Here is a 22,428-nt window from a genome sequence, read left to right as displayed (position 1 = left end):
TTTTTTTTATTCAGCACTGTCGGAAAGCAGCAAGCCATACCAGGAACGCTTATGAACTTCCGGTACCATCGAAGTATGGACATGCTTGACCTGAGTATAGGCATCAAGTGAATGCTTCCCCATCTCACGGCCGATTCCGCTTTGTTTGTAGCCGCCAAATGGTGCATCATTGCGCAGCATATGCCAGTCGTTGATCCAGACAACACCAGCCTGCAGCTTGCGTGCAACGTCATATGCTTTATTGACATCTTGGGTCCATACACCGGCAGCAAGCCCATAGATAGAGTCATTTGCCATCCTGATGGCATCATCCAAATCAGTGTATCGAATAACAGACAGTACAGGTCCGAAGATTTCCTCCCGGGCGATTTTCATATCATTTGTGACATTCGTGAAAATCGTCGGTTCGATGAAGTGGCCATTTTCGCAGCCGGCCACTTTTTGTTCCTTACCGCCGCAGACGAGCGTTGCACCCTCGGCTTTGCCCGCTTCGATATAGGATAAGATGGTTTCTTTTTGCTTCTTTGAAATGATTGGACCAACATCAGTAGCTGGATCAAGCGGATTGCCAAGCTTGATTTTGCCAGCCAGCTTTACGAGATTTTCCACAATCACATCATGTAAATGGTCAGGCACAAATAACCTTGTCCCTGATTCACATAGCTGCCCGGAATGCAGGAACACCCCAAATAAACTTCCAGGCAGGGCGATGCTTAAGTCGGCATCTTCAAGGATGATGTTTGGAGATTTCCCGCCTAGCTCAAGTGTTGTATTTTTAACTGTGCCTGCGGCTAACTGCATTACCTTGCGTCCGGCTTCAGTCGACCCTGTAAAAGCAACCTTATCGACCTTTGGATGGCTTGCCAGCGTTTCCCCAACTTCGGCACCTGGTCCGGTCACAACATTTATGACTCCTGGAGGCACTACCTGGGAAATGATTTCAGCAAGTTTCAGGGTCGATAATGGAGTATAGCTCGCAGGCTTGATCACAATTGTGTTGCCCATCGCCAAAGCCGGTGCGATTTTCCAGGTCGCAATCATCATCGGGAGATTCCACGGAGTGATCGCCGCGCAAACCCCGATTGGCTCGCGCCAGATAAAATTGTGAGCCGGCCCAGGGAACGGCGGACTTGGAAGCGTTTCCGAAAATGGATACTCTTCCACAAACTTGGCCAATGTTTGGAACAAGTCAACCATTTGCAGAATGTCGTTTGCCCCAATCCTCCTAACGGTACCGCCCGAGCTGATAGCTTCAAGGTAAGCAAGTTCTTCAGCATGTGCAGCAATCTGATAAGAAATGGCGTACAACACTTTCGACCTTTCCTTTGGCTTCATTCCCTTCCAATCGGTTTCATCGAATGCCTTCCTTGCCGCCTCTACTGCTCTGTCCACATCCTCTGCATTTCCTTTTGCCACACGTGCCACCAATTCCCCGGTAGCTGGATTAAAGACATCAAAGGTTTCCTGGGTGCTTGCAGCCTCCCACTTTCCATTAATGAATAACGGAAACGTTTTTACATCGACATTTACAGTCATCTTGTGCCCTCCTTATTGGGTTTTATATAAATTTATTAAAAAACTAGTTAGTGAATAGCTAAGTCATTGAAGAAGTCACTATTTTTGGTTAGCCAATAGGGCTTATTGGAGTGTTGGTTTACCAGTAACAGGATTATCAAGTCACTAATAGGGTTTATTGGAACCTTGATTTACCAGTAACAGGATTATGAGGTCGTCAATAGGGCTAATTGGAACCCTGGTTTACCATTAACTGGATTATAAGGCCACCAATAGGGCTTATTGAAGTGTTGGTTTACCAGTAACTGGATTATCAGGTCGCCAATATGGCTTATTGGAACCTTGGTTTACCAGTAACTGGATTATTAGGTCACCAATAGGGCATATTGGAACTCTGTATTTCCACAAACTGGATTATTATGTCCCCAAAAGGCCTTATTGGAACACCGTATTTCCACTAACTGGATTATCAGGTCACCAATAGGGCTTATTGGAACCTCATTTTTCCACTAATTGGATTATCAGGTCACCAATACGGCTTATTGAAACACCAATTTACCAGTAACTGGATTATAAGGGCACCAATAGAGCTTATTGGAGCTTCTTTTTACCAGTAACTGGATTATTGGGTCACCAATAGAGCTTATTGGAACCATGGTTTCCTAGAAACTGGATTATTAGGTTGCCAATAGGGCTTAATGGAACACCTTTATTCCCAAAAATGAATTATCAGGTCACCTAGGAGATTCTAGCAGTTCCTTACAAAACTCCCATCTCACTCTCCGACACTCTATATATCTCTTCGATCCGCTTGCCTCTTGCTCTCGAGAGGATTTCCATCCGAACAGAAAGCTGTTTTAATGTAAAGTTCATTGTATCTTCGATCTGGTTGCCAAAAGTGCTGACATCCTTGTCACGGAAGCCCTCCTGGTTCAAGCGGATGGCCAGCGGAGTCAGCTCTTGCATTTTGCCCTCTACATATTCGTACAAATGTGGATGCTCGCAGATCAACCTTTGCAGCAGGAAGGTTCCGTAGCCGATATGTCTTGACTCGTCCCTTTTTAAATTGCCGATTCCTTTAAGAAGTCCTGGCATCAGGCCGAGGGTTTCGAGATTTTGATAGAAGGAATAATAGCCGGTTTCGGCAAGTACCCCTTCAACGAACATGTTATAGACGGTGGCGGCTTCGGCGATGGCTTCCGGTGATTGGTCAGTCAAAAGGCGATCCATCGTAGTTGGCAATATTTCATAGAAAATCGTTTTGTAAGTCTCTGTGTGGTGTCCTGAGAGGTCACCTGTTTCTCCCAGAGCGTTCAGAACAAGCCTGAAGAACTCGGTATGCTTGGCTTCTTCAAACAGGAAGGTTGTGAGGAACATCTCTTCCTCAAGCCTGCCTTCCTTTGCGATAGCCATGATCAGCGGCAGGAGGTCGAGTGTGACTGCTTCCTCACCGGCCTGGAATTGCGAGATCAGGCGGAGAATATCATTTTGCTGTTCTGCGTTGAGCTGCTTCCAGTCCTCCTGGTCCTGGGTAAAATCAATATCTGCAGGATTCCAGATGCCGAATTTCTTCGCTTTTTGATAGAGTCGGAACGGGAATGAATCCACCTGCAGCCCTCGCTTGCTTGTCGTTAAAATCGTTCTCTGTTCCATTTGAATTCCTCCTTGATAACCAGTTTTAAAGTGTGTGAATATTTGCAGCGGTTTCTCTTAGTCTAGTTTTAAGAATTTTACCGACACCATTCCGTGGCAATGATTCCATGAAGACAATCCTTTTTGGTGTCTTATTCCTTGCAAGGTGATCCTGGCAGTATTGAATCAGTTCCTCTTCTGACGGATCGGTTTCGGGATTTCTCACTACACAAGCAACAATCTCCTCGCCCATCCTTTCATCAGGAACACCTATGACAGCGGCTTCCGAGACAGACTCATGTGCATTCAGCAGTTCCTCGATGTCACGGGGATAGATATTGAAACCGCCCCTGATGACCAGATCTTTTTTCCGGTCGACGATGAAAAGATATCCATCTTCATCAACTTTCGCCATGTCGCCAGTATGCAGCCATCCATCCCTGATGACACGGTTTGTTTCTTCTTTGTTCTGATAATAACCAGGTGTTACGCTGTCACCCGCAACAAGCAGTTCGCCAACTTCCCCGATCGGCAACTCTCTGCCCTCGTCATCAATGATTTTTATCTGGACCCCTGGAATCGGGATTCCGACTGAGCCAGGCTTAATGTCGATTTTTTTATTATGTGCGGTAACGATGGGGGCAGCTTCAGATAATCCATAGCCCTCCAACACCTTCGCACCGAATCTTTGGCGAAAACCATTCAACAGTGCTATTGGCAGTGGTGCCGAACCGGAACCAATCCATTCTAAAGAAGAGGTATCATATTGATCAGCCTGCGGACTTCCAACCATAGCGTGAATCATGGCAGGCACTGCTGAGAAGGACCTTACTTTGTATGTCTCTATCGCTTTAAAAATTTCCTGCGGATCAAATCTTGAGAAGACGACAATAGAACTCCCTGTTAAATAGCACGTATTAGAAATGGTCAGGCCATATACGTGCGCTAACGGGAGGACGCCGATTGTAACGCCTATGTCGGTTTCGTTATGGGCTGCAGAGTTAACGGCATTGGTGTAGAGATTTTTGTGGGTTAACAGAACGCCTTTTGGATTTCCAGTCGTTCCAGAGGTGTATAAAATGACAGCGGTATCATTCCGATGGACATTATCTTCGTTGGCAATTGAGTCCACAGACATAAGATCATATAGATTGACCATCTCATCGCTGCCTGGAAGATCGGCTACAACAAGGAGCGGCTTCACTTCGAGCTCCGCAATGGCCTTCTTCATATTTTCTGCCGTATAAGCAGAGGCAATCACAACTTTCGCCTGGCAGTTTTTAATAATATACTGGATTTCCCTTGGATGAAGGGTGAACATGATTGGAACGATCACGGCGCCGCTTCTGGTAATTCCCTGATAGGAAAAAATTACTTCAGGGTTGTTCGGCATACAGACAACAACCCTGTCACCATTTTCGATGCCCAGTTTCTTGAGACCATTTGCGATTTGGTCAGCATATTTTTTTGTTTCCACATTGGAAAACTGCTGATCCTGATAAAAAATAAATGGATATTCACCATATTCACTGATATTGTTTTCAAGCAGATCTGCAAGTTTCATATAACCCTCTCCTTTTCAAAAAGAAAGATAGGCCTAGCGACTTCACAGCAATCGATAATAAAAAATGGAGTTTCGTTTCTCTTTCATCACCTCATTTCGTGATTCCATCAAATCGAGATGCCCCTGAATTTGCGAGAGTCCGAGAAAAACAATCGACCCTTTAAGATGGGGGTAGACTTCCTGGCAAATCTCGTAAACATTCTTATCCCGATCCTTCAACAGTCGATGGATTTGCTGGCAGCGGGCATCGTGTTGGTCTAACCTTTTTCCAATCAGTTCAATATGCCCCGTGAAAGGTTTTCCATGTCCCGAGTAACACTTTCCGAGTTGAAGATCTCTGGACCGACGCAGTGATTCCCTATACTGGATCAATGGAGCAGGCCGTTCTTTCTTCCCGGGTGGAGGAGGCTCAATAAAAGCATTAACGGCAAGCTCAGGGATAATATGGTCACCGACAAAGGTAATTCCTTTTTGTTCATTTAGCAGCAGGATATCCGTCTGGCTATGGCCGGGAACATGCAGGACCTTGTAAGGTTTTCCTCCTATGTAGACTTCTTCTCCTTCGCTAATATAATGGACATCACGCCAGATTTCTTCTTTGTATTTACGGGTATGCTGATGAACGCAAGGATTCGCTCCGCACTGTCTGATGAAATCATTAAAAAAAACGTTCATTCTATTAAACTCTGTTTCGCCTCCGGTGATCACCGGTTCGGCCAGCTCATGCACATACACCGGGAGTCCGGCTTCCTCTTGAATCAAACTGACACCGCCAGAATGGTCCGTGTGCATATGTGTAACAATCATATGATCGAAATCAGTAAATGCTAGTTTATGTTCTTTTAAGAGAGATTTGAGCTGGTAAAAGGATTTCTCACCCGGGTTGCCTGTGTCGATCAGTGTTGCTGTTTCGCCCAGAACCGCATATACAACAACGATTCCTTCAGAAAAAGGCGAATCCAGAGTAAGTGGTATGATTTTTTGGATAGGTCATCGCCCCTTTCTTATAGAATCAATATTCAGCACTCTAGGAAATTACATTGGCTGAAGATCCCGTGAATAAACCAATTGCATTTCCTCCAAGCATCTTATCGATTTGTGCCTCTGACACTCCGTTTTCCCTCAGCTGGGGCAGGATATTGGAGAAAATATGTCCTGCCTGCCAGTTCTCCATGATTTTTGCTGCCTGTTCAGGCATAACAGGAGGACGCCCGAGCCAGATATTCACGGTATCATGGGCAAGTAAAATCTGGTCCTCATATCCGGCATTAAGCAAAACAAGAAGGGTCTGTACCCGCTGCTGATCGAACGGTGCTCCCACCATCCCCTGGATGCCAAAGCGGTCAAAGCCGATTCTTACACCCTGGTCAAGCACTTGCTTGTGATATTCAGGGTCGGTATTCCCGCACATATGGCCAATAATTATTTTTCCTGGATCCGCACCATTTTCCATCAAAAGCCGAACCTGTTCTGGACCCATTGTACCTTCCTGTGTATGCGTCAATATCACAGCTCCTGTTTCCTGCTGGATGCGAGCTCCTGCACGGAAGAATATTTTTTCGTATTCGGTAATTTCATCCTTGCTTGATGCCAATTTGATGACTCCTGGCTTGATTCCTGTACCGGCAATTCCTTCGGTCAGCTCCTTTTTGAACATTTCATAGATCTCTTCTTCAGCTGTACCCAATGCCTGCCTGAATTTGAAATAGGGGGTTGCCCCTTCGCCTTCATAATAATAGCCTGTTGCACAGATGATCTGAAGTCCGGTCGCCTCAGAAATTTTCTTTAAAAATTCCGGGTTTCTGCCGCACTCATTTGGGGTCGGATCCACGACAGTCCGGACACCGAAGCTCTGCATTTGCCTGGCAATGTTGATTGCCTCTTCCAAAGCCGCTTCCTCATTGAAAGCACCTAGCGTCACATCTCCCTGGAAGCCTGGATAGCCAAAGATAAAGTGTTCATGAATTAAAGTCTTTCCCAATTGCTCTGCATTAATTGGACCGGTTACCGTATTGATCATAGCCAAACTGCTGCACCCCTTTTTAAGGTTTTAAAATCAGCTTTCCTTTTGTTTGCCGGGACTGTAAAAGGCGGTGGACTTCTGCTGCCTGTTCGAGCGGGTAAACACCACCGATTGTCAGCTTAAGCTGCCCCTCCGATATAAACCTGAGCATTTCTGCCATGCTTGATTGAATCAATGCCGGCTTCCTCATAATTTGAGGAAGGAAAAAACCAATGACAGATTGGTTTCTGGCCATCAAAGATGATGGATAAAACCTGCTCTGCTCTCCGCTGGCTACACCATAGATGACAAGCCGGCCAAATGTAGCAAGACATTTTAGCGTCTTGTTGAAGATCTCGCCGCCAGCCATTTCAAGGGCAACGTCCACCCCTTTGCCGCCGGTTGCTTCCAGGACCTTATCTTCCCATCCCTGTTCGGTATAATTTATTAAAACATCCGCACCCATTTCAGCTGCGAGCGCCAGTTTCTCCTGATTGCTAGCGGTTGCTATTACTTTGCCAGCCCCTAATAGCTTGGCGAGTTGGACAGCAAGAGTGCCAACCCCGCCGGCCGCAGCATGGACTAAAACGGTTTCTTCTTTTTCCAGCCGCCCCATCGTTTTGAGAATGTGATAGGCACTCAATCCCTGCAGCGGCAATGCGGCTGCCTGTTCAAAGTCCATATTATCCTGCAAGGGGATCAGGCCTCGGCAATCGGCCAACGCGTACTCAGCGTAGCCTCCGGATTCGATCAGCGTCACAACGCGGTCACCCGGTTTTACATTCGTTACTGAATCCCCAGCTTCAATTACTACACCAGCAATTTCTGCTCCAGGGAGAAATGGCAGTTTCGTAGGTACTACATACTGGCCTTCTCTTCTTGCAGTGTCAGCATAGTTAACGCCAATCGCATGGATTTCGATTAAGACTTGTTGCCCTTTTGGAATTGGCCGATCCAGTTCGACTGTCTGCAGTACTTCTGGTCCGCCGTATTCTGTAAATTGAATTGCTTTCATCATGATCCTCCTCAGTTGCCTGTAAATTTAGGTTTCCTTTTTTCCTTAAAAGCTGCGATACCCTCCTGATGGTCCTCTGTTGAAACCATCATCGTCTGTGTTATCCGTTCCTGCTCAAGGATTTCCTCTAATGATGCGGTCATTGAATGGTCCACCAGCTTCTTGATCATGCCATACGTCCTTGTTGGCCCATTGGCAAGCTTGCCGGCCAGTTTTAACGTTTCTTCTTGGAGATTTTCCAATGGCACAAGGTAGTTGATGACTCCCAACTGGTATAAGCGTTCTGCTGGTACAGGCTCTGCGGTGAACATAAATTGTTTTGCCAGGTGCGGTCCAACCAGCCGCGGGACAAAATAGGATCCGCCTCCATCAGAAACCAGGCCTACCTGGGAAAAACTCAGGGCAAATTTGCTGTCGTTCGCTGCAATGATCAAATCGCATGCCAATGCCAGGTTGAAGCCAGCGCCGGCAGCAAAACCATGTACCTCAGCGATGATTGGCTTCTCAGTATCCTTAATGGTGAGAATGCATTCATTCAATTTGCCGATATGGTCATAAACGCCGACGGCATTTGCCTGTCCCATTGTCTTCACATCTCCTCCGGCACTGAAGGATCGGCCAGAGCCTGACAGCACGATTACTTTGACATTGGGATCCTCCTGGGCCTTCCGGATTTCATCTGTCAGTCCGAAAATCATTTCTGGGCTGAAAGCATTCAGGCTCTCTGGCCTGTTAAGTGTCAATGAAAGAACTGCACCGCTTCTGTTAACCATTAAATGGTCACTTGTTTTTACATTCATCAATCGTCACCCTTTCATATTTTCTATTTGATTAACCATCCGCCATCGACAAGGACATCTGAACCCGTCATATAGGATGCTTCCTGTGAGGCAAGAAAAGCGATGACACTTGCAATTTCTTCAGGCCTGCCTGCTCGTTTCATCGCAGTATTTTTCCTGATCGCCTTCACGAATTGTTCATTCTTCATGCCTTCCTCCGTTAAAGGGGTTTCGACAAAACCAGGGGATACAGAATTGACCCTGATTCCAAACGGAGATAATTCCAGAGCCAATGCTCTAGTGAAATTGATGACACCGGCTTTTGCGGCACTATAATGAGGAATATGGGCGCCTGCCTGATGTCCCGATAACGAAGCGACATTTACTATGGAACGGCTTTGCAACTTTCCTTCCTCCAGACTTGCCTTTTTTGCCATGAAACTGCCCAATACTTTTGAAACAAGGAATACACTTCTAAGATTCGTATTTTGGACAAAGTCCCAGTCGCTTGTCGATGTGTCCATGATTTTTGAATGTACAGAGCCGCCCGCATTATTTATGAGGACATGCAAGTCTCCAAATTGTTCTTGAACATAGTCAGCTAATTCACTGATGTCTTCCTCATCGGTCACATCTGCAGGGAAAATTTCTGCTCTAGGGAGTTTATGGGCAATGTTTATTTCATGAGCTGCTGCTTCAAGCTTTGATTTTGTCCTACCTACCAAAATCACTTTTGCCCCCTCTGCAGCCAATCTAGAAGCAGCTGCCTTTCCTATTCCGCTGCCGGCTCCTGTAATAAGTGCTACCGTTTCTGAGAACCTCAAACCTTGCACCCCCCGTAATGAATTAAAATACAAAATATTCAGTTTTTTAAACGGATAAAAAATAGCTCTTTAATCCTTCTTTGAGCAATTCCGGCAAAACTTCACTTCTCTGATTTTTAAAATCATAATGCACAATGATGGCATTTCCCTTTGCGATCAGCTCATTCGTCTGCGAGCAAACGATGTCATGCTCAAGCTGGAAGCTTTTTGTCCCGATTCTTGACACATATGTCTTCACAGTCAAAAGCTGGTCAAAATATCCCTGGCTGATAAAATCGCATTTAGTTGATGCTAGTATGAACTTCCAATCATCCAATTCCATGTTGTAGCCCAATGATTCGAAAAAGCGGATTCTTGCCTCTTCAAGATAGACAAAATAGCTCGTATTATTAATATGTCCCAAGGCATCCGTCTCGCCAAAACGAGCCTGGACCTGAACTTCCTGCATCCTTTTCTCCTCACTTTCCCCCTACTGACCGGTTGGTATGTAAAGGATATGGGAAGAGGCTTATAAAAGCCCCTTCCTATTTTATTCTTCAGTTGATCTCGATCCCCTTTAAGATCATTTCGACAAATATCTCCGCTACTTCCCTGTCAGATACCTTTCCATCTGGATTAAACCACTGATAACTCCAGTTAGCAGCACCAAGAATACCAAAGGTAACAATGACTGGATTTAAATCCTTACGGAGTTCACCGTTTTCGATTCCTTCCCGGATCAGCCGTTCCACGTTCAGCCTGAATTCATCCCGTTTGGCGATTATCTGTGCCAGTCTGGCATCACTTAAATGCCGCATCTCCCTGAAGAAGATTTTTGCTGATGCCCCTTTTGATTTAATGCTGCTGATCAGCATATAGACGATATCGAACAATTTTTGTTTGCATGTCGATTGATCAGCCAATATCTGTTCCTGTCTGCCGAGCAATTCGTCTATATATCTCAGGTGGATATCCATCAGAAGTTCTTCTTTGCTGGAAAAATAATAATAGAAAGACCCTTTTGTAACTCCAATTGAATCCACGATATCCTGGATGGATGTTTCACTGAAGCCTTTTTTTTCGAATAATTTTATGCTGTACTCGGTTATTTTCTCTTTCACTTTGCTGTCCTCGCATTCCTACTAGTCTGCATAAAAAAATTATACCATATTTTACCCCCTGTCCCTTCTAGATCAATGGAGTTATTAACTTTTTAATAATTCCTCTCTCAGAGCCCTGCGCAATATCTTGCCAACACTTGTTTTTGGCAGCTGATCACGGAATTCAACCACGTTAGGCACCTTATAGGCCGCCATATTCTTTCGGCAAAACTCCTTGATTCCAGCTTCATCCGCTTCCTTACCTTCCTTCAGGACGATGACGGCTTTCACGGCTTCACCCCGATAATCATCAGGAATTCCGATGACTACTGCCTCCTGTACGGCAGGGTGCTCATAGAGTACTTCCTCTATATCACGGGGATAGATATTATAGCCGCTCGCGATAATCATGTCTTTTTTTCGGTCGACAATATACAGGTAGCCATCTTCATCAACTCTTGCGATATCTCCTGTATATAACCAGCCATTTCGCAAGGTGGTTGCTGTTTCCTCGGGCATATTCCAATAACCCTTCATAATCTGTGGACCTTTTATGATTACTTCCCCTAGTTCCCCCACTGGTACTTCTTCTGTCCCGGAAGCCAGGTCCACGACCTTGTACTCAGTTGATGGCATGCCGATTCCGACACTTCCTGGCTTTCTCTCGGCAAAACTTGGATTGCAATGTGTTGTCGGCGATGCTTCGGAAAGGCCGTAGCCCTCCAGAATTTTCGAACCAGTTTTCCTTTCGAATTCCCGAAGAAGCTCAACAGGCATGGGCGCACTGCCGCTGTTGCATATTTCAATGCTGCCGATTCCGTACTCCTCGGCTTTTGGATGGTTTGTGATCGCAACATACATTGTCGGGACGCCCGGGAACATCGTCGGCTGCTCATTTTTAATTGTATTAAGTACCTCTTCCAGATCAAAACGAGGCAGCAAAATGATCTCTGCTCCCGTATAGATTGACAGATTCATACAAGCGGTCATGCCAAAAACATGAAATAACGGAATGACTGTCAAGGAACGCTCTTTTCCAAATTTTATATCATGCTTGAAAAACTGATGTGACTGCAGTACATTTGCAAGAAGATTATGGTGGGTCAGCATAGCACCTTTGGATCTTCCTGTCGTTCCGCCTGTATATTGCAATACTGCCACATCCTCGGCAGGATCCACATCCACGACTGAGATCCTGCCGCTGCTTTCTGATAGAAAAGCCTCAAATCTTGTGTCAGGACTAAAATTATGCTCAGAAGGCTGGAGGCTGGCTACTATAATATTCTTTAATTTGGTAGATGCCTGAACACTTTTGACTTTTTGATAAAGAGCATCAAAAACAACAATTGTTTCTGCGCCAGAATCATTCAAGATATATTCCAGCTCACGTTCCACAGACATAGGGTTAACCTGGGTGACGACTGCCCCGGCAGTCAGGGTGCCATAATAAGAAATAACATATTGAGGACAATTTGGAAGCATGATCGCCACCCTGTCACCTGATTCAACACCCCTGTTCTGAAGTGCTGATGCGAAATGTGTTGCACTTTGTAATAATTGTTCATAGCTGATCTTCCTGCCATAAAACGAAAGTGCATTGTTTTGAGGATACTTTCCTGCAGATTCACGGAGCATTTGCGGCAAAGATTTTTCAGGCAGAGTGATAGTGGCTGCAATGGAGTCAGGGTACTTGGAAAGCCAGACGTTTTTCTCGCTCATTTCTATTCCTCCATTCATAAATTTTATGCTAAAATGTCAGCCCACCGCCGTCGACTGACAACGTCGCACCAGTTATAAAAGTTGCTTCATCAGAGGCAAGGAACAAAACCGCGTTCGCAACCTCTTCAGGTGTCCCGATTCTTCCCAGTGCATTTGCCCTTGAAATGATCGGCCATTTCCTAACATCATTCTTCCAGCCTTCGATGATTTGTGTATCGATGACTCCTGGTGCAATGGCATTCACACGAATGTTGTCACTGCCGTATTCCAGTGCTGCATTTTTAGTCAGCAGAACTACCCCTGCTTTCGATGCATTATAGGCAGCGAGATATTTCTGGCCTTTGAGCCCAAGCAGGCTTGATGTATTGATGATTGCACCGCCGCCAGCCTTTTTCAGATGAGGAACAGCATGTTTTATTCCGAGAAAAACCCCTTTAAGATTAATATCGATGATCCGATCCCATTCTTCTTCATCAAGATCGACACTTTTAACATCAGGATGTCCGATGCCGGCATTATTAAAGAGGATATCCAGCTGTCCGAAAGAATCCACAGCCGCGGATATAAGACTTTGCATCTGGTTGGAATCGCTTACATTGGTTTCGTAAAAAAAAGCGGTTCCTCCCTGGTGCTCAATCAGCTTTGCTGTTTCCCTCCCACCTTCTGCATTTAAGTCTGCGATGGCAACCTTCGCTCCTTCTCTTGCAAAGACCATGGCGGCTGCTCGGCCAATTCCGCTGGCACCGCCAGTAATGATGGCTGTTTTGTTGGCTAATCTCATTGACTTCCCCCTTATCATAATCTACTAACCGGTCGGTATGTAATTTTAACTTTATTATAACGTTTATATTGAAATATTCAACTATTAGTCTAAATATTCTAAAAATATAACGCTGCCTTAGAAAAGTTCTAAGGCAGCATTATTAAAACTATACGTTTAGTTTGACTGCTCTGGTAGCGACAAAGCACTGAATATACTCATCCAGTGGCCTTCTGCCCCCGAAATCGTCCTCGTATAAACCGGTAATCATCATTCCGGCATCGATTTGGCCTTGTATTTGGTCCTCTAATGTATGCCAGAATTCCACTGTTTCATTTAATCTGATATATTCTTCTTTTTGCTGAATGGTCAAATTATCAAGTGTCGAACCTGGTATTTTGTTTTTAACTACCAGGTTTCCTTTTCTGTCTTCATCATCATCAAAGATGAATAACAGCGGATTTGTGAAACCAGAAATTAACGTCCCTTTGTCTTTCAGTACTCTTGAAGCTTCGTTCCAGACTGGTCTTACATCTTCTACGAAAACATTTGCCACAGGATGGACGATGAGGTCAAACTCCTCATTACTGAATGCTGAAAGATCAGTCATACTGCATTGCAGTGTCTTCAGGTTAAGCCCATCTCTTTTTGCAACGAATTCATCCTGTTCCAGCTGCTTTGCAGAAATGTCGACAACAGTTACATCAGCTCCAGCTGCTGCCAAAACTGGCCCCTGCTGTCCGCCGCCTGAAGCAAGACAAAGTACCTTCAATCCTGCCAGAGAATCTGGAAACCAGCTTCGCGGTACGGGCTTTCCGGTAGTTACGGTGATTTGCCAATCGCCTGCCCGGCTCTTTTCAATCACGTCTTTTGACACCGCTTTAGTATAAACAGCTCCTTCTTCAACCTTCTTGTCCCAGGCCCGGCTGTTTTGCTTAATTGCATCCATACATTTCACCCTTACTATCTTAGTTTCGTTTTTTCGTGGCACAGCCTAAAATATGTTCATACAAATCATGCCAGTCGTGATAAAATTCCTGCACCCTATTTTGGTCAATAAAAATCCTTTCAGTTGATTCAAATCCTGCCTCAAAATCATGGATTTCGGTAATGTTCATTGAGTAAAAAACCTGGAAACCAATCTTTGGATATGGACTATTTTCATTCCAATGAAGATTTTCACTATGATCTACAATCACGTGTCCCAGGAGGCTGCAGTCTCCTTCCACATAGGCCTCTTCCATCGTCTCACGCCTGAAACACTCCTCAGGAGACTCATCAGGCTCAATATGTCCGCCAGTCATATCCCAGCCACGGTGGTTCAGCTTTACCAACAGCAGGTTTTTTCCAAGAAAGCAAAAACCGTGGACACTGGTGATCAAATTGACCGGCGGCAGCTGGTTAGTTTCTTTCCAGGTCAATTTTACTCTCGACTCTCCCCAATTCACATATGTAGAGACCAATCTGTGCCACCTCATACTAACTTATTCTATCATTCTACTTACCAAGTATACCCATAAAATGGAATGGTTGACAATATAAAAAGAAGAGCATCGAATCATCGATACCCACAATATTCTATGAACTTGTCTCTAGCCTTTTTGTCTTATTTTTTCAACTACTGTGCCGATTTCATCAGGTTTCGCAAATTCGACTGGCGAAAAACCTTTTTCAAAGGTAACTGTATCTGCTTCAATTATTAAGACATATTTTCCATTTAATTTTGCCAGGTGAATGCTGTCACCATAGTCTGCAAGCAATCCTTTTACTGAAACATGATCAAGCTTCATTTTTAACTCGAGCTCGGGTGTATGCTCGATTAGTTGCGCCGCAGCCTCGATGACTTGTTCTGGTTCAAACCGCTCCTGCAGCTCCCGTTTTTCGCTGGCCGCCCAGATTTCCATGGCGTTTTCGAGATGCTCACGCTCTTCACTTTCCGGTTCGAATGTATCTTCCATGTGGCCGCGGACCATCTCGATGACTTGAGTTTTCACGATTTCGGGCATCGACTGGCCATATTCAACATATTTCAGAAAATCCTCAAAATAACGTGCATGAGAAGACTGGTTGATTTTAAGTTCATTATCCTGGATCATCCCTTCTTCAGGCATGAAAGGATACTGGATTGACTTCATATTCTTCGTCGTAATGGCCATTTCTACCTGACGGATCAATGTGGATTCATCAGAAATGGAAGCTACTTTTGGTTCGAAGTCACATTTCAGGATGAAAACAAACGCATCATCAAAATATTTGCGTAGCTTCGCCCTTGCTACAATGAATGCACCTCCGCGGACAGCACTTGTATCCACATAGGCAATAGCGAACTTCTCACTCTCCTGCTGGAAATCATCCTTTGATTCCGCAAACCGTGCCCGGTGAAAAAGATTATAGTTTGGGTTTGAGGTAAGGTCATGCCCTTCCTCAACAATGAAGTAGCCGATCTTTGTCGGAACTTCATCCGTTTTGGGATGTCTTTCGACCTTTCGTTTTACGATTTTTGTGAACTCACCATCCAGGAAATCTTTTAAAGGACTATTTTCATACTCTTCCTCGTTCAATGTCTGGAAATGCTTGTACCTTTTATCTGCCTGATCGCCTTTGCCTTCTACCTGCACAACGTAGAATGAAAGGTATTGAACTCCAAATTCCATGATCTATCTCCCTGCTGACTATATTTGATGATTGCTCAATAAAAGCTGATTTAGCTTTGCTGAGTTTTATAGACTTTTCTTTAAGCGTGAAAATACAGCACCTATTTCAAGATGCTGTATTCTTTGTTAATTCATTAACATAAACTGAGTTTTGCTTCCTGTTTGTGTAGAGATAACCTCAAGCCTTGCATCAATTCGTTCCTTTAGTTCTGGAACGTGAGATATGATGCCGACAAGGCGTCCGCTGCTCTGGATATCGATCAATGCTTCAATTGCCTGATCAAGCGATTCTGGATCAAGCGTTCCGAATCCTTCATCAATGAACATGGTCTCAAGCGAAACTCCGCCGGCGTAGTTCTGTACCACATCCGCAAGGCCTAGGGCCAGTGAGAGGGCCGCCTTGAAGCTCTCACCCCCAGAAAGGGTCTTGACATGCCTTTCCTGCCCTGTGTAAGCATCAAGTACCAGCAGTTCCAGACCACTTTGAACATTGCCTTTTGAACGGTCCGTTTTCCTCAATAATCTGTATCGGCCGCTTGTCATCTTATGCAGCCTGACATTGGCCTCCCGAAGAATATCATCGAGGAAAGCAGCAAGGACGAAGCGTTCAAATGTAACTCTATAAGTGTTCTGTCCTTTGGAGATTTCGAATAGATGACCGACTAATTTGTACTTTTCCTCAAGCTGCTTCATTTGTTCATTCAATGTGATAACCTGTTTAAAAATAGACTGATTATCACGTTTTTTTAGATTGAGATCCTGGAATGCCTCATCAGCTTCTTTAATCTTTTGATTCAGTTCTGCGAAACTAGTTTGAAGTGTTTCCAGATCAGGCTTTTTAACATCCTTCAACATTTCCGAGAGTTCTGTAAAACGGTCCCTGACAGATCTCAATTCTTCGCGATAATTTCTTACTTCTGTTTCAAGTCGCAGGATTGCCTGCTCAGGGACCTTCGCCTGGTGATATGCCTGGTAATTTTCAAATCCCTGGGCTGTCATGTTGTTTTTAAACGTTTCCCGTTCTTCGACCAACTTCGCTTCGATTTCATTCAAACGCTTCTCAGCCTCTTCAAGACGGGCTTTCTCAGTCCCTAGCAATTCCCTGGCATCCTGGAAGTTCTTTCGGGCCTGTTCCATTTCCTGGTCAAGCTGTTTCTGCTGCAGTTCTGCAGATTGAAGCTTTGCTTCGAATGCTTGCAGTGAACGGATTTGTTCCGGTATTTTGTCTGTCATTCTCTCCAGCGTGGTCTTTTTTTCGGTATACTGGATGATTAGTTTTTGGAATCCTTCTTCAAGCCCTTTTAATTGCTGTTGCAATTTTTCCCTGCCTTCATCATATCTCTTGATTTCTGCTCTGATTTTTTCAAGCTCTTTTTGCTTTATGGAGAGTCGATTCTGCTCTTTTTTAAGCTTTTCAATATCAGCCTCTGTCATCAGGATGACATCCGATGTCTGATCAATTTCAAAGCCAGGACGGAAACCAATGATTTCAGCCATTAATTCGTCGCTATTTGCGTTTAATGACCTTAAAGTTGTTTCTGCTTCAATAAAGGCTTTTTCAAAAGTACTCTTTTCTTTCTCGAGAACGGAAACCTTCTCCCGTGCGGCTTTTAAATCCTCTTCGTTTGGGATGAAGCCTTCGCTTGCTCTTGCAGGAACCGGATGATGTTTGGATCCGCAGACCGGGCAGGCACTGCCTTCCTGCAGTTTCCCGGCCAAAACGGCCGCCTGGGAATGCAGCCACTTTTGCTCCAGCTCTTCTGCTGCGGCTTTTCCATCATTGTGATGAGCAACAGCCTGGTTAAGTTGTCCTCTGTTTTTTTCATAATTTGTTTGTGCCATTTGAGTTTTCTGAGTCTGGATTTTAAATTTAATTAGCTTGTCCAACTCGCGCAGCAGCTTTTCTAATTGCCGGTCATTCTCAAGAAAAGTAAATTGAGCCTTTTCCGCCTCTTCTTTCTCCATTTGCAGAACCTTTAGACGCTCTTCTGCTGTCTTCAGGGAATGTTCACCCTTTTCACGTTCCTGCTTTTTGGAATCAAGGGATGCTTTCATTTCCTTGACCCTGGAATCGGTACTATCAAATGCCAGGACTTCTTCTCTCATATTCTTAAGCAGGTTCACTTGTTCTGCTGCAGCTGTTCTCTCAGGTTCACGTTCAATTTGTCTTTGGTTTTCCTGTTCAGCCTCTTTCAGTTTCCCTGATAACTGTCCAATTCGCTGGGTTATCTGTGAGACCTGGTTCGTCATTGAATCAAAATCTGCCTTCAGCCTGTGGCAAAGCTGTTCCTGGGCATCGAGCAGGGCAGCTTTTTTGGCAAGTACAGTCTGCGTTTCTTTTTCTGCAAACAAGGATTGCTGGGATTCCAGTTTTTCCTTCGCTGTTTTCAAGGTATCAAGGGATTGAATCTGTTTCAAAGTGGCTTCGGCCTCGAACAAGCGCTGCTGCATTTGATCGCGGTCTTTTTGAAGCTTTTCACGGTCCTTAGCAAGTTCCCGAAGCTTGCTCTCCATAGCATCGATTTCGTTTTTCAAAAGCGGAAGAATAAGGGTGTCATTCACACTACCAGCATCAATCAGTTCTTTGAGCTCATCGTTTTCAACTGCTTTAATGCTTCGCAGCTGAGCGTTCCTTTTTTCTACCTGGTCCTCTACCGTCTTTTTTAAGAGTGTTGCTTCTTCTCTTAATTTTTCTTCCACTCTTTTATAAATTTCAGTATGGAATAACCTTTGCAGGATGACTTCTTTTTCTTTGCTGTCAGAAGTCAGCAGCTTCCGGAATTCTCCCTGCGGAATCATCAGGATTTGGCGGAATTGGTTGCTGTCAATGATCATAATTTCCTTTATTTTTTCATCTGCTTCACGAACATTGGAAGCCAGCAGCTGGATATCACCATTTCCGTCGATCAGATAAAGCTCTGCCTTTGCTCCGACGGTGGTTGTTCCTTCCCCAGATTTCTTTTTCCTCTCCTGTTGCGGGGACCGCGTGATCCGGTATGTCTTTTGGCGCAAGGAAAAATCGAGGGAGACTTCAGTGAGGACATCATCATCAGCGAACTGGCTGCGCAAGTCAGGGCCATTCCTGTCTTCCCCGCTTGCCTTTCCATAAATCGCATAACTGATACCATCGAATATCGTTGTCTTCCCGGCACCAGTTTTACCGGAAATGACAAACATTGTCCTGTTTGCGAGCTCTTTAAAATCAATCGTTTCCGTACCGGCATATGGGCCAAAAGCCTGCATCGTCAGTTTAAGAGGTTTCATTTCTGTCCCTCCTCTTTTAACACTTTACCAATCACGTCAGTCATGATACCGCGCTTCTCCTCAGTGAATTCACTAGTCGTCATTTCCTTGTAGAACTGTTCAAAAAGCTCAAGCTCGGATTTTTTTTCTTCCCTGATGGAGGTGAAGCGCTGCCTGTGCTTCTGGTCGATGGATTCGATTTTTCGTTCAAGATGCAGGACATTAGGAAAGACCTGGCGCAGCTTGCCCATTGGGTCAATCATCGCTCCGTCATCCAGCAAAGTCACTTTCAAATAATCCATTGTGTTTTCTTTTTCATAAAAAGAAGGGTCCAAAAGCTGTTCAAGATGTCCTTCCAATTCACGCATATCCTGCTTGGGTTTGAGGCTCTTATATCTCATTTCGAAGCTTCCATTATCATTCACTTCGACAATTGAGACAGACTTTCGCTGTTTCGCCTCTGAAAACGAATATTTTAAGAGTGATCCGGAGTATTTGACCTTGTCATGTTTTATCGCATCAGGACTGTGTAGGTGCCCCAGTGCCGTGTACGAGAATGGATCAAATAAATCCTGTGTCACACAGCCAGAACCACCTACTGAAAGCGCGCGTTCAGAGTCACAGGAATCCCCTCCAAGAACGAAAGCATGTCCGACAAAAACATTCGGTTCGTTCGGATTCAGGTTTTCTTCTATTTTACCGATAAGTGCTTTCATAGCATCCTGATGGGAATGGATCGAAGTATCGCCAAGCAGGTGGCGCACTACACCGGGTTCAGCGTACGGAATCAGATGAAAATTGACCCCGTTGATATGTACAGGGTTAAAATCATTGGTCAATTTGCCAGTAAGGTAAAAATGATTATGACGGTACCATGAGCTGCCGAATGACAGTCGTTCTGCACTGTCGTGGTTCCCTGCTATCGCTACTACTGGCGTATTCAACTCGACATTGATCCTGAAAAGAATTTCATCGAGCAGCTCAACTGCATCAGTCGGCGGAACAGATCTGTCATATAGATCCCCAGCGATCACAACTGCGTCAGGCTGTTCCTCAGCAACAAGATCAACAAATTGATTCAATACCTCCCGCTGGTCTTCTGTCATATAGATGCCATGGACAAGCTTTCCAAGATGCCAATCACCTGTATGAATAAATTTCATGTTCATCCTCCCCCTAGTAAAATTTCCTTATCTATATCTCTTGTTTTGTAGTGTGTAATTTGAATGCTATTATTATATCAAACACAAAAATTTAGTGCGCACTCAAATTAAGGAAACATATGCGAACTAGCGTTCTTGTTTGATTTTAACAGATGATCAAGCCATCTACCACCGTAAATGAAAACATTGAAATTTGACTTTTAGGAAGCAGTCTTGAAGAATAGAGTTATCCAATATTAAATAAAGCAGGGATTGAAATGGATCAAAAAACAATGGCGTTATACCAGTTTTTGGTGGATAATGCTGCAGACTTCACCCAGGATTGGCTAAAACGCCAGCGGATCATAACAGGCTCAGATTACTCTGCTGATGCTCCGCCTGAAATCATGAACAGGGTAATGGAACAAAATTCGAATTATGTACGCCTGGTGGCTAAGTCGCTTTACCAGACCGAGGAAGAGATGAAGGAGACCATTTCGGCTTGGACGAGCCAGACTGCTTCAGATCGGATCAAGTCCAAAACAGACTTGACGGAAGTTGCCTGGAATTCAGGTGTATTCCGGCGCGTCTATTGGGAGTATGTGCAAAAGTTTGTCAGAGAGACGGATCTGGAAATTACCTTGGATGATGTCTTTACCTGGGAAAAAAAGCTGAATTATACGCTTGATTATGTATTTGAAACCTTTATTATCGTTTTCATGGAAATTCTCATGAACCGGCTTGCCTCCCAGGCAACTTTGATCAAGGAGTTAAGTGCACCTGTCATAACCCTTACAAAAGAAGTTGGCCTTCTGCCATTAATCGGAGAAATCGATACAACCAGAGCAAAAGGCTTGATGGAATCTACGCTAACCCAGAGTATTGATGCCAAAATCAATTCGCTGATCCTCGACCTTTCAGGGGTCGTGATGGTAGATACTATGGTCGCCCATGAGATTTTTAAATTAATGGACGCCTTGAAACTGATTGGGGTGCGAACAATTGTAACAGGCATCCGGCCGGAAGTCGCTCAAACGGCGGTACAGCTCGGAATTAACTTTTCGGATATTACAACCGAAGGAAATCTTCAGAATGTTGTCAGGAAAATCATCCAACGTTAAAAGCCTGCCAGGTTTTCTGGCAGGCTTTTTCCTTCAGGAAAATCAACTCCTTCATAATCGGCTGTATTGAGCCGATTTAATCTAATCAGGCTTATTCTCAAAATGATTAAAACGCATATGGAAAGTCGCCCCTTTGCCGACCTGGCTTTTTATTTCGACTTTCCCCTTCATTGCCCGAATGATGCTGAATGTCACCATCATTCCCAGACCTGTTCCTTGCTGGCCTTTTGTTGTGTAGTATGGTTCACCAAGGCGGGTGATTTGTTCGTTGGTCATTCCAATTCCCGTATCCTTGACGAGAATATGGACAACACTTCCTGTAGGAAAGGTCTGCACTGTCAATTCTCCTCCATTTGGCATCGCTTCAAGGGCATTTTTTATCAGATTGATGAATGCCTGTTGAAACTTTGACCGGTCCCCCGAAATCGTCAAACCTGAAGTGTATTTTTTCTTGACTTCCACACCGTTAAGATTAGCGAGCGGGTTCAACACGTTAAGTACTTGATTCAATTCTTTTTCTATGTCGATTTCTTCGACCTTTTCAAACGCTGGCCTGGCAAAAGTAAGATAATCATTGATGACTTCTTCTGCGCGATTCAGTTCCTCGACTGCAATATGGATGAATTCTTTCTTCTTTTCATCAGGATAATCCTGTTCGCTGAGAAGCTGCAGGAATCCCTTTACCGTTGTAAGAGGGTTGCGGATTTCATGGGAAATAGCTGCACTCAGATGGCTGACAGCCTCAATTTTATCAGCCTTCGCAAGCCGCTGGCGAATGATCAATGTTTGCTTGATGGTTTCAATTGAATAACTGACCAGGCCAGATGTAAGCGCCGGGATCAAAATAAAGCTGAGCCAAGCTTCAGGGTGCCTGATAGGTTGATTGACCACCGTCACCATTTGCATCAAAACGAACGAAGTCATGACAGTCAAAATGATTGATACACCGACGCGCTGATTGATGGTAAGCCTGTTAAACCACGAATGCATCCATTTTAAAATGAAAGCAAGAGTGGTAAACACCAAGACCGATATCCAAAACCCATCATTAATCCCTAAAAACCCTCTCATCAATATGGTTAGACCTGCAAACAGAAAGCTATGGCCGGCATATAGACTCCCTAAGATCATTGGCACCTGGCGAAGGTCAAAGCTGATACCATCCTGGACCTGCACTGAAAAAATATAACATGTAAAAATGGCAATAACGAAATAGACTAATTCAAGATTTTTTCGACTTTCTTCTTTCACTTGCCTTTCCATGATTAACTGCGTAAAAAAAAGAAGGACAAGAAGAAGTGAAAGATTCATTAATAAATGCTTGGTAATTTCCACTGCAACACCACCATAAATAGTCATTAAAATAGTATTATAAACCA

19 protein-coding genes are annotated in these 22,428 nt (G+C 44.4%); 1 reads left to right on the top strand and 18 read right to left on the bottom strand.

Going from position 1 to position 22,428, the window contains the following annotated elements:
* Positions 1-6 precede the first annotated feature (6 nt).
* From FS736_RS21025 to FS736_RS20945, 17 genes are all read right to left on the bottom strand, one after another.
* The gene (locus FS736_RS21025; protein ID WP_144481026.1) at positions 7-1,536 is read right to left on the bottom strand and encodes an aldehyde dehydrogenase family protein; all 1,530 of its coding nucleotides are present in this window, start codon (positions 1,534-1,536) and stop codon (positions 7-9) included.
* A gap of 738 nt (positions 1,537-2,274) precedes the next feature.
* On the bottom strand, positions 2,275-3,168 hold the full coding sequence (locus FS736_RS21020; protein ID WP_144481024.1) for a R2-like ligand-binding oxidase: 894 nt from the start codon (positions 3,166-3,168) through the stop codon (positions 2,275-2,277).
* A gap of 25 nt (positions 3,169-3,193) precedes the next feature.
* Positions 3,194-4,711 carry a class I adenylate-forming enzyme family protein gene (locus FS736_RS21015; protein WP_144481022.1) on the bottom strand — a complete coding sequence of 506 codons (1,518 nt, stop codon included), beginning with the start codon at positions 4,709-4,711 and terminating at the stop codon, positions 3,194-3,196.
* A 42-nt stretch (positions 4,712-4,753) separates the two neighbouring features.
* Positions 4,754-5,650 (bottom strand): MBL fold metallo-hydrolase, encoded by an 897-nt coding sequence (locus tag FS736_RS21010; RefSeq protein ID WP_260983680.1) that lies wholly within the window; start codon positions 5,648-5,650, stop codon positions 4,754-4,756.
* An 88-nt stretch (positions 5,651-5,738) separates the two neighbouring features.
* Positions 5,739-6,731, bottom strand: a complete 993-nt coding sequence (locus FS736_RS21005; RefSeq protein ID WP_144481141.1) for a phosphotriesterase family protein — start codon at positions 6,729-6,731, stop codon at positions 5,739-5,741.
* A 22-nt stretch (positions 6,732-6,753) separates the two neighbouring features.
* Positions 6,754-7,728, bottom strand: coding sequence for a quinone oxidoreductase family protein (locus FS736_RS21000; protein ID WP_144481139.1), 975 nt, complete (start codon positions 7,726-7,728; stop codon positions 6,754-6,756).
* A gap of 11 nt (positions 7,729-7,739) precedes the next feature.
* A complete protein-coding gene (locus FS736_RS20995; RefSeq protein ID WP_144481018.1) occupies positions 7,740-8,528 on the bottom strand; it encodes an enoyl-CoA hydratase/isomerase family protein in 789 nt (262 codons plus the stop codon).
* Between the two features lie 23 nt (positions 8,529-8,551).
* Positions 8,552-9,331, bottom strand: coding sequence for an SDR family NAD(P)-dependent oxidoreductase (locus FS736_RS20990; RefSeq protein ID WP_144481016.1), 780 nt, complete (start codon positions 9,329-9,331; stop codon positions 8,552-8,554).
* Between the two features lie 46 nt (positions 9,332-9,377).
* Positions 9,378-9,779, bottom strand: coding sequence for an acyl-CoA thioesterase (locus FS736_RS20985; RefSeq protein ID WP_144481014.1), 402 nt, complete (start codon positions 9,777-9,779; stop codon positions 9,378-9,380).
* Positions 9,780-9,867: 88 nt separating this feature from the next.
* Positions 9,868-10,431 carry a TetR/AcrR family transcriptional regulator gene (locus FS736_RS20980; RefSeq protein ID WP_144481012.1) on the bottom strand — a complete coding sequence of 188 codons (564 nt, stop codon included), beginning with the start codon at positions 10,429-10,431 and terminating at the stop codon, positions 9,868-9,870.
* 84 nt (positions 10,432-10,515) lie between these two features.
* Positions 10,516-12,129, bottom strand: a complete 1,614-nt coding sequence (locus FS736_RS20975) for a long-chain-fatty-acid--CoA ligase (RefSeq protein ID WP_144481009.1) — start codon at positions 12,127-12,129, stop codon at positions 10,516-10,518.
* A gap of 28 nt (positions 12,130-12,157) precedes the next feature.
* Complete coding sequence (locus FS736_RS20970) at positions 12,158-12,910, bottom strand: SDR family NAD(P)-dependent oxidoreductase (RefSeq protein WP_144481007.1); 753 nt, start codon at positions 12,908-12,910, stop codon at positions 12,158-12,160.
* A gap of 148 nt (positions 12,911-13,058) precedes the next feature.
* Positions 13,059-13,838, bottom strand: coding sequence for a class I SAM-dependent methyltransferase (locus tag FS736_RS20965; RefSeq protein WP_144481005.1), 780 nt, complete (start codon positions 13,836-13,838; stop codon positions 13,059-13,061).
* A gap of 19 nt (positions 13,839-13,857) precedes the next feature.
* On the bottom strand, positions 13,858-14,352 hold the full coding sequence (locus FS736_RS20960) for an NUDIX hydrolase (protein ID WP_144481003.1): 495 nt from the start codon (positions 14,350-14,352) through the stop codon (positions 13,858-13,860).
* Between the two features lie 129 nt (positions 14,353-14,481).
* Complete coding sequence (locus FS736_RS20955; RefSeq protein ID WP_144481001.1) at positions 14,482-15,543, bottom strand: DUF3900 domain-containing protein; 1,062 nt, start codon at positions 15,541-15,543, stop codon at positions 14,482-14,484.
* 126 nt (positions 15,544-15,669) lie between these two features.
* The gene (locus FS736_RS20950; RefSeq protein WP_144480999.1) at positions 15,670-18,807 is read right to left on the bottom strand and encodes an SbcC/MukB-like Walker B domain-containing protein; all 3,138 of its coding nucleotides are present in this window, start codon (positions 18,805-18,807) and stop codon (positions 15,670-15,672) included.
* Positions 18,804-19,949, bottom strand: a complete 1,146-nt coding sequence (locus FS736_RS20945) for an exonuclease SbcCD subunit D (protein ID WP_144480997.1) — start codon at positions 19,947-19,949, stop codon at positions 18,804-18,806. The genes FS736_RS20950 and FS736_RS20945 overlap by 4 nt, the downstream gene beginning before the upstream one ends.
* A gap of 257 nt (positions 19,950-20,206) precedes the next feature.
* Here FS736_RS20945 and FS736_RS25425 point away from each other — a divergent pair, with 257 nt between their 5' ends.
* Positions 20,207-21,049 (top strand): STAS domain-containing protein, encoded by an 843-nt coding sequence (locus FS736_RS25425; protein ID WP_144480995.1) that lies wholly within the window; start codon positions 20,207-20,209, stop codon positions 21,047-21,049.
* An 81-nt stretch (positions 21,050-21,130) separates the two neighbouring features.
* Here FS736_RS25425 and FS736_RS20935 read toward each other — a convergent pair whose 3' ends face one another.
* Positions 21,131-22,384, bottom strand: coding sequence for a sensor histidine kinase (locus FS736_RS20935; RefSeq protein WP_186326882.1), 1,254 nt, complete (start codon positions 22,382-22,384; stop codon positions 21,131-21,133).
* Positions 22,385-22,428: the final 44 nt, after the last annotated feature.

It is taken from the genome of Cytobacillus oceanisediminis 2691, assembly GCF_007678455.1.
GTDB classification, from domain to species: Bacteria; Bacillota; Bacilli; order Bacillales; family Cytobacillaceae; genus Mesobacillus; species Mesobacillus oceanisediminis_A.
The sequence above is the reverse complement of the archived record's forward strand: the minus strand, read 5'-3'. Positions and strand labels throughout refer to the sequence as shown.

Coding starts and splice junctions, on each gene's coding strand:
- FS736_RS21025 (WP_144481026.1), bottom strand. CDS start 1,536: ATGACTGTAAATGTCGATGTAAAAACGTTTCCGTTATTCATTAATGGA.
- FS736_RS21020 (WP_144481024.1), bottom strand. CDS start 3,168: ATGGAACAGAGAACGATTTTAACGACAAGCAAGCGAGGGCTGCAGGTG.
- FS736_RS21015 (WP_144481022.1), bottom strand. CDS start 4,711: ATGAAACTTGCAGATCTGCTTGAAAACAATATCAGTGAATATGGTGAA.
- FS736_RS21005 (WP_144481141.1), bottom strand. CDS start 6,731: ATGATCAATACGGTAACCGGTCCAATTAATGCAGAGCAATTGGGAAAG.
- FS736_RS21000 (WP_144481139.1), bottom strand. CDS start 7,728: ATGAAAGCAATTCAATTTACAGAATACGGCGGACCAGAAGTACTGCAG.
- FS736_RS20995 (WP_144481018.1), bottom strand. CDS start 8,528: ATGAATGTAAAAACAAGTGACCATTTAATGGTTAACAGAAGCGGTGCA.
- FS736_RS20985 (WP_144481014.1), bottom strand. CDS start 9,779: ATGCAGGAAGTTCAGGTCCAGGCTCGTTTTGGCGAGACGGATGCCTTG.
- FS736_RS20975 (WP_144481009.1), bottom strand. CDS start 12,129: ATGAGCGAGAAAAACGTCTGGCTTTCCAAGTACCCTGACTCCATTGCA.
- FS736_RS20970 (WP_144481007.1), bottom strand. CDS start 12,910: ATGAGATTAGCCAACAAAACAGCCATCATTACTGGCGGTGCCAGCGGA.
- FS736_RS20965 (WP_144481005.1), bottom strand. CDS start 13,838: ATGGATGCAATTAAGCAAAACAGCCGGGCCTGGGACAAGAAGGTTGAA.
- FS736_RS20955 (WP_144481001.1), bottom strand. CDS start 15,543: ATGGAATTTGGAGTTCAATACCTTTCATTCTACGTTGTGCAGGTAGAA.
- FS736_RS20950 (WP_144480999.1), bottom strand. CDS start 18,807: ATGAAACCTCTTAAACTGACGATGCAGGCTTTTGGCCCATATGCCGGT.
- FS736_RS20945 (WP_144480997.1), bottom strand. CDS start 19,949: ATGAAATTTATTCATACAGGTGATTGGCATCTTGGAAAGCTTGTCCAT.
- FS736_RS25425 (WP_144480995.1), top strand. CDS start 20,207: ATGGATCAAAAAACAATGGCGTTATACCAGTTTTTGGTGGATAATGCT.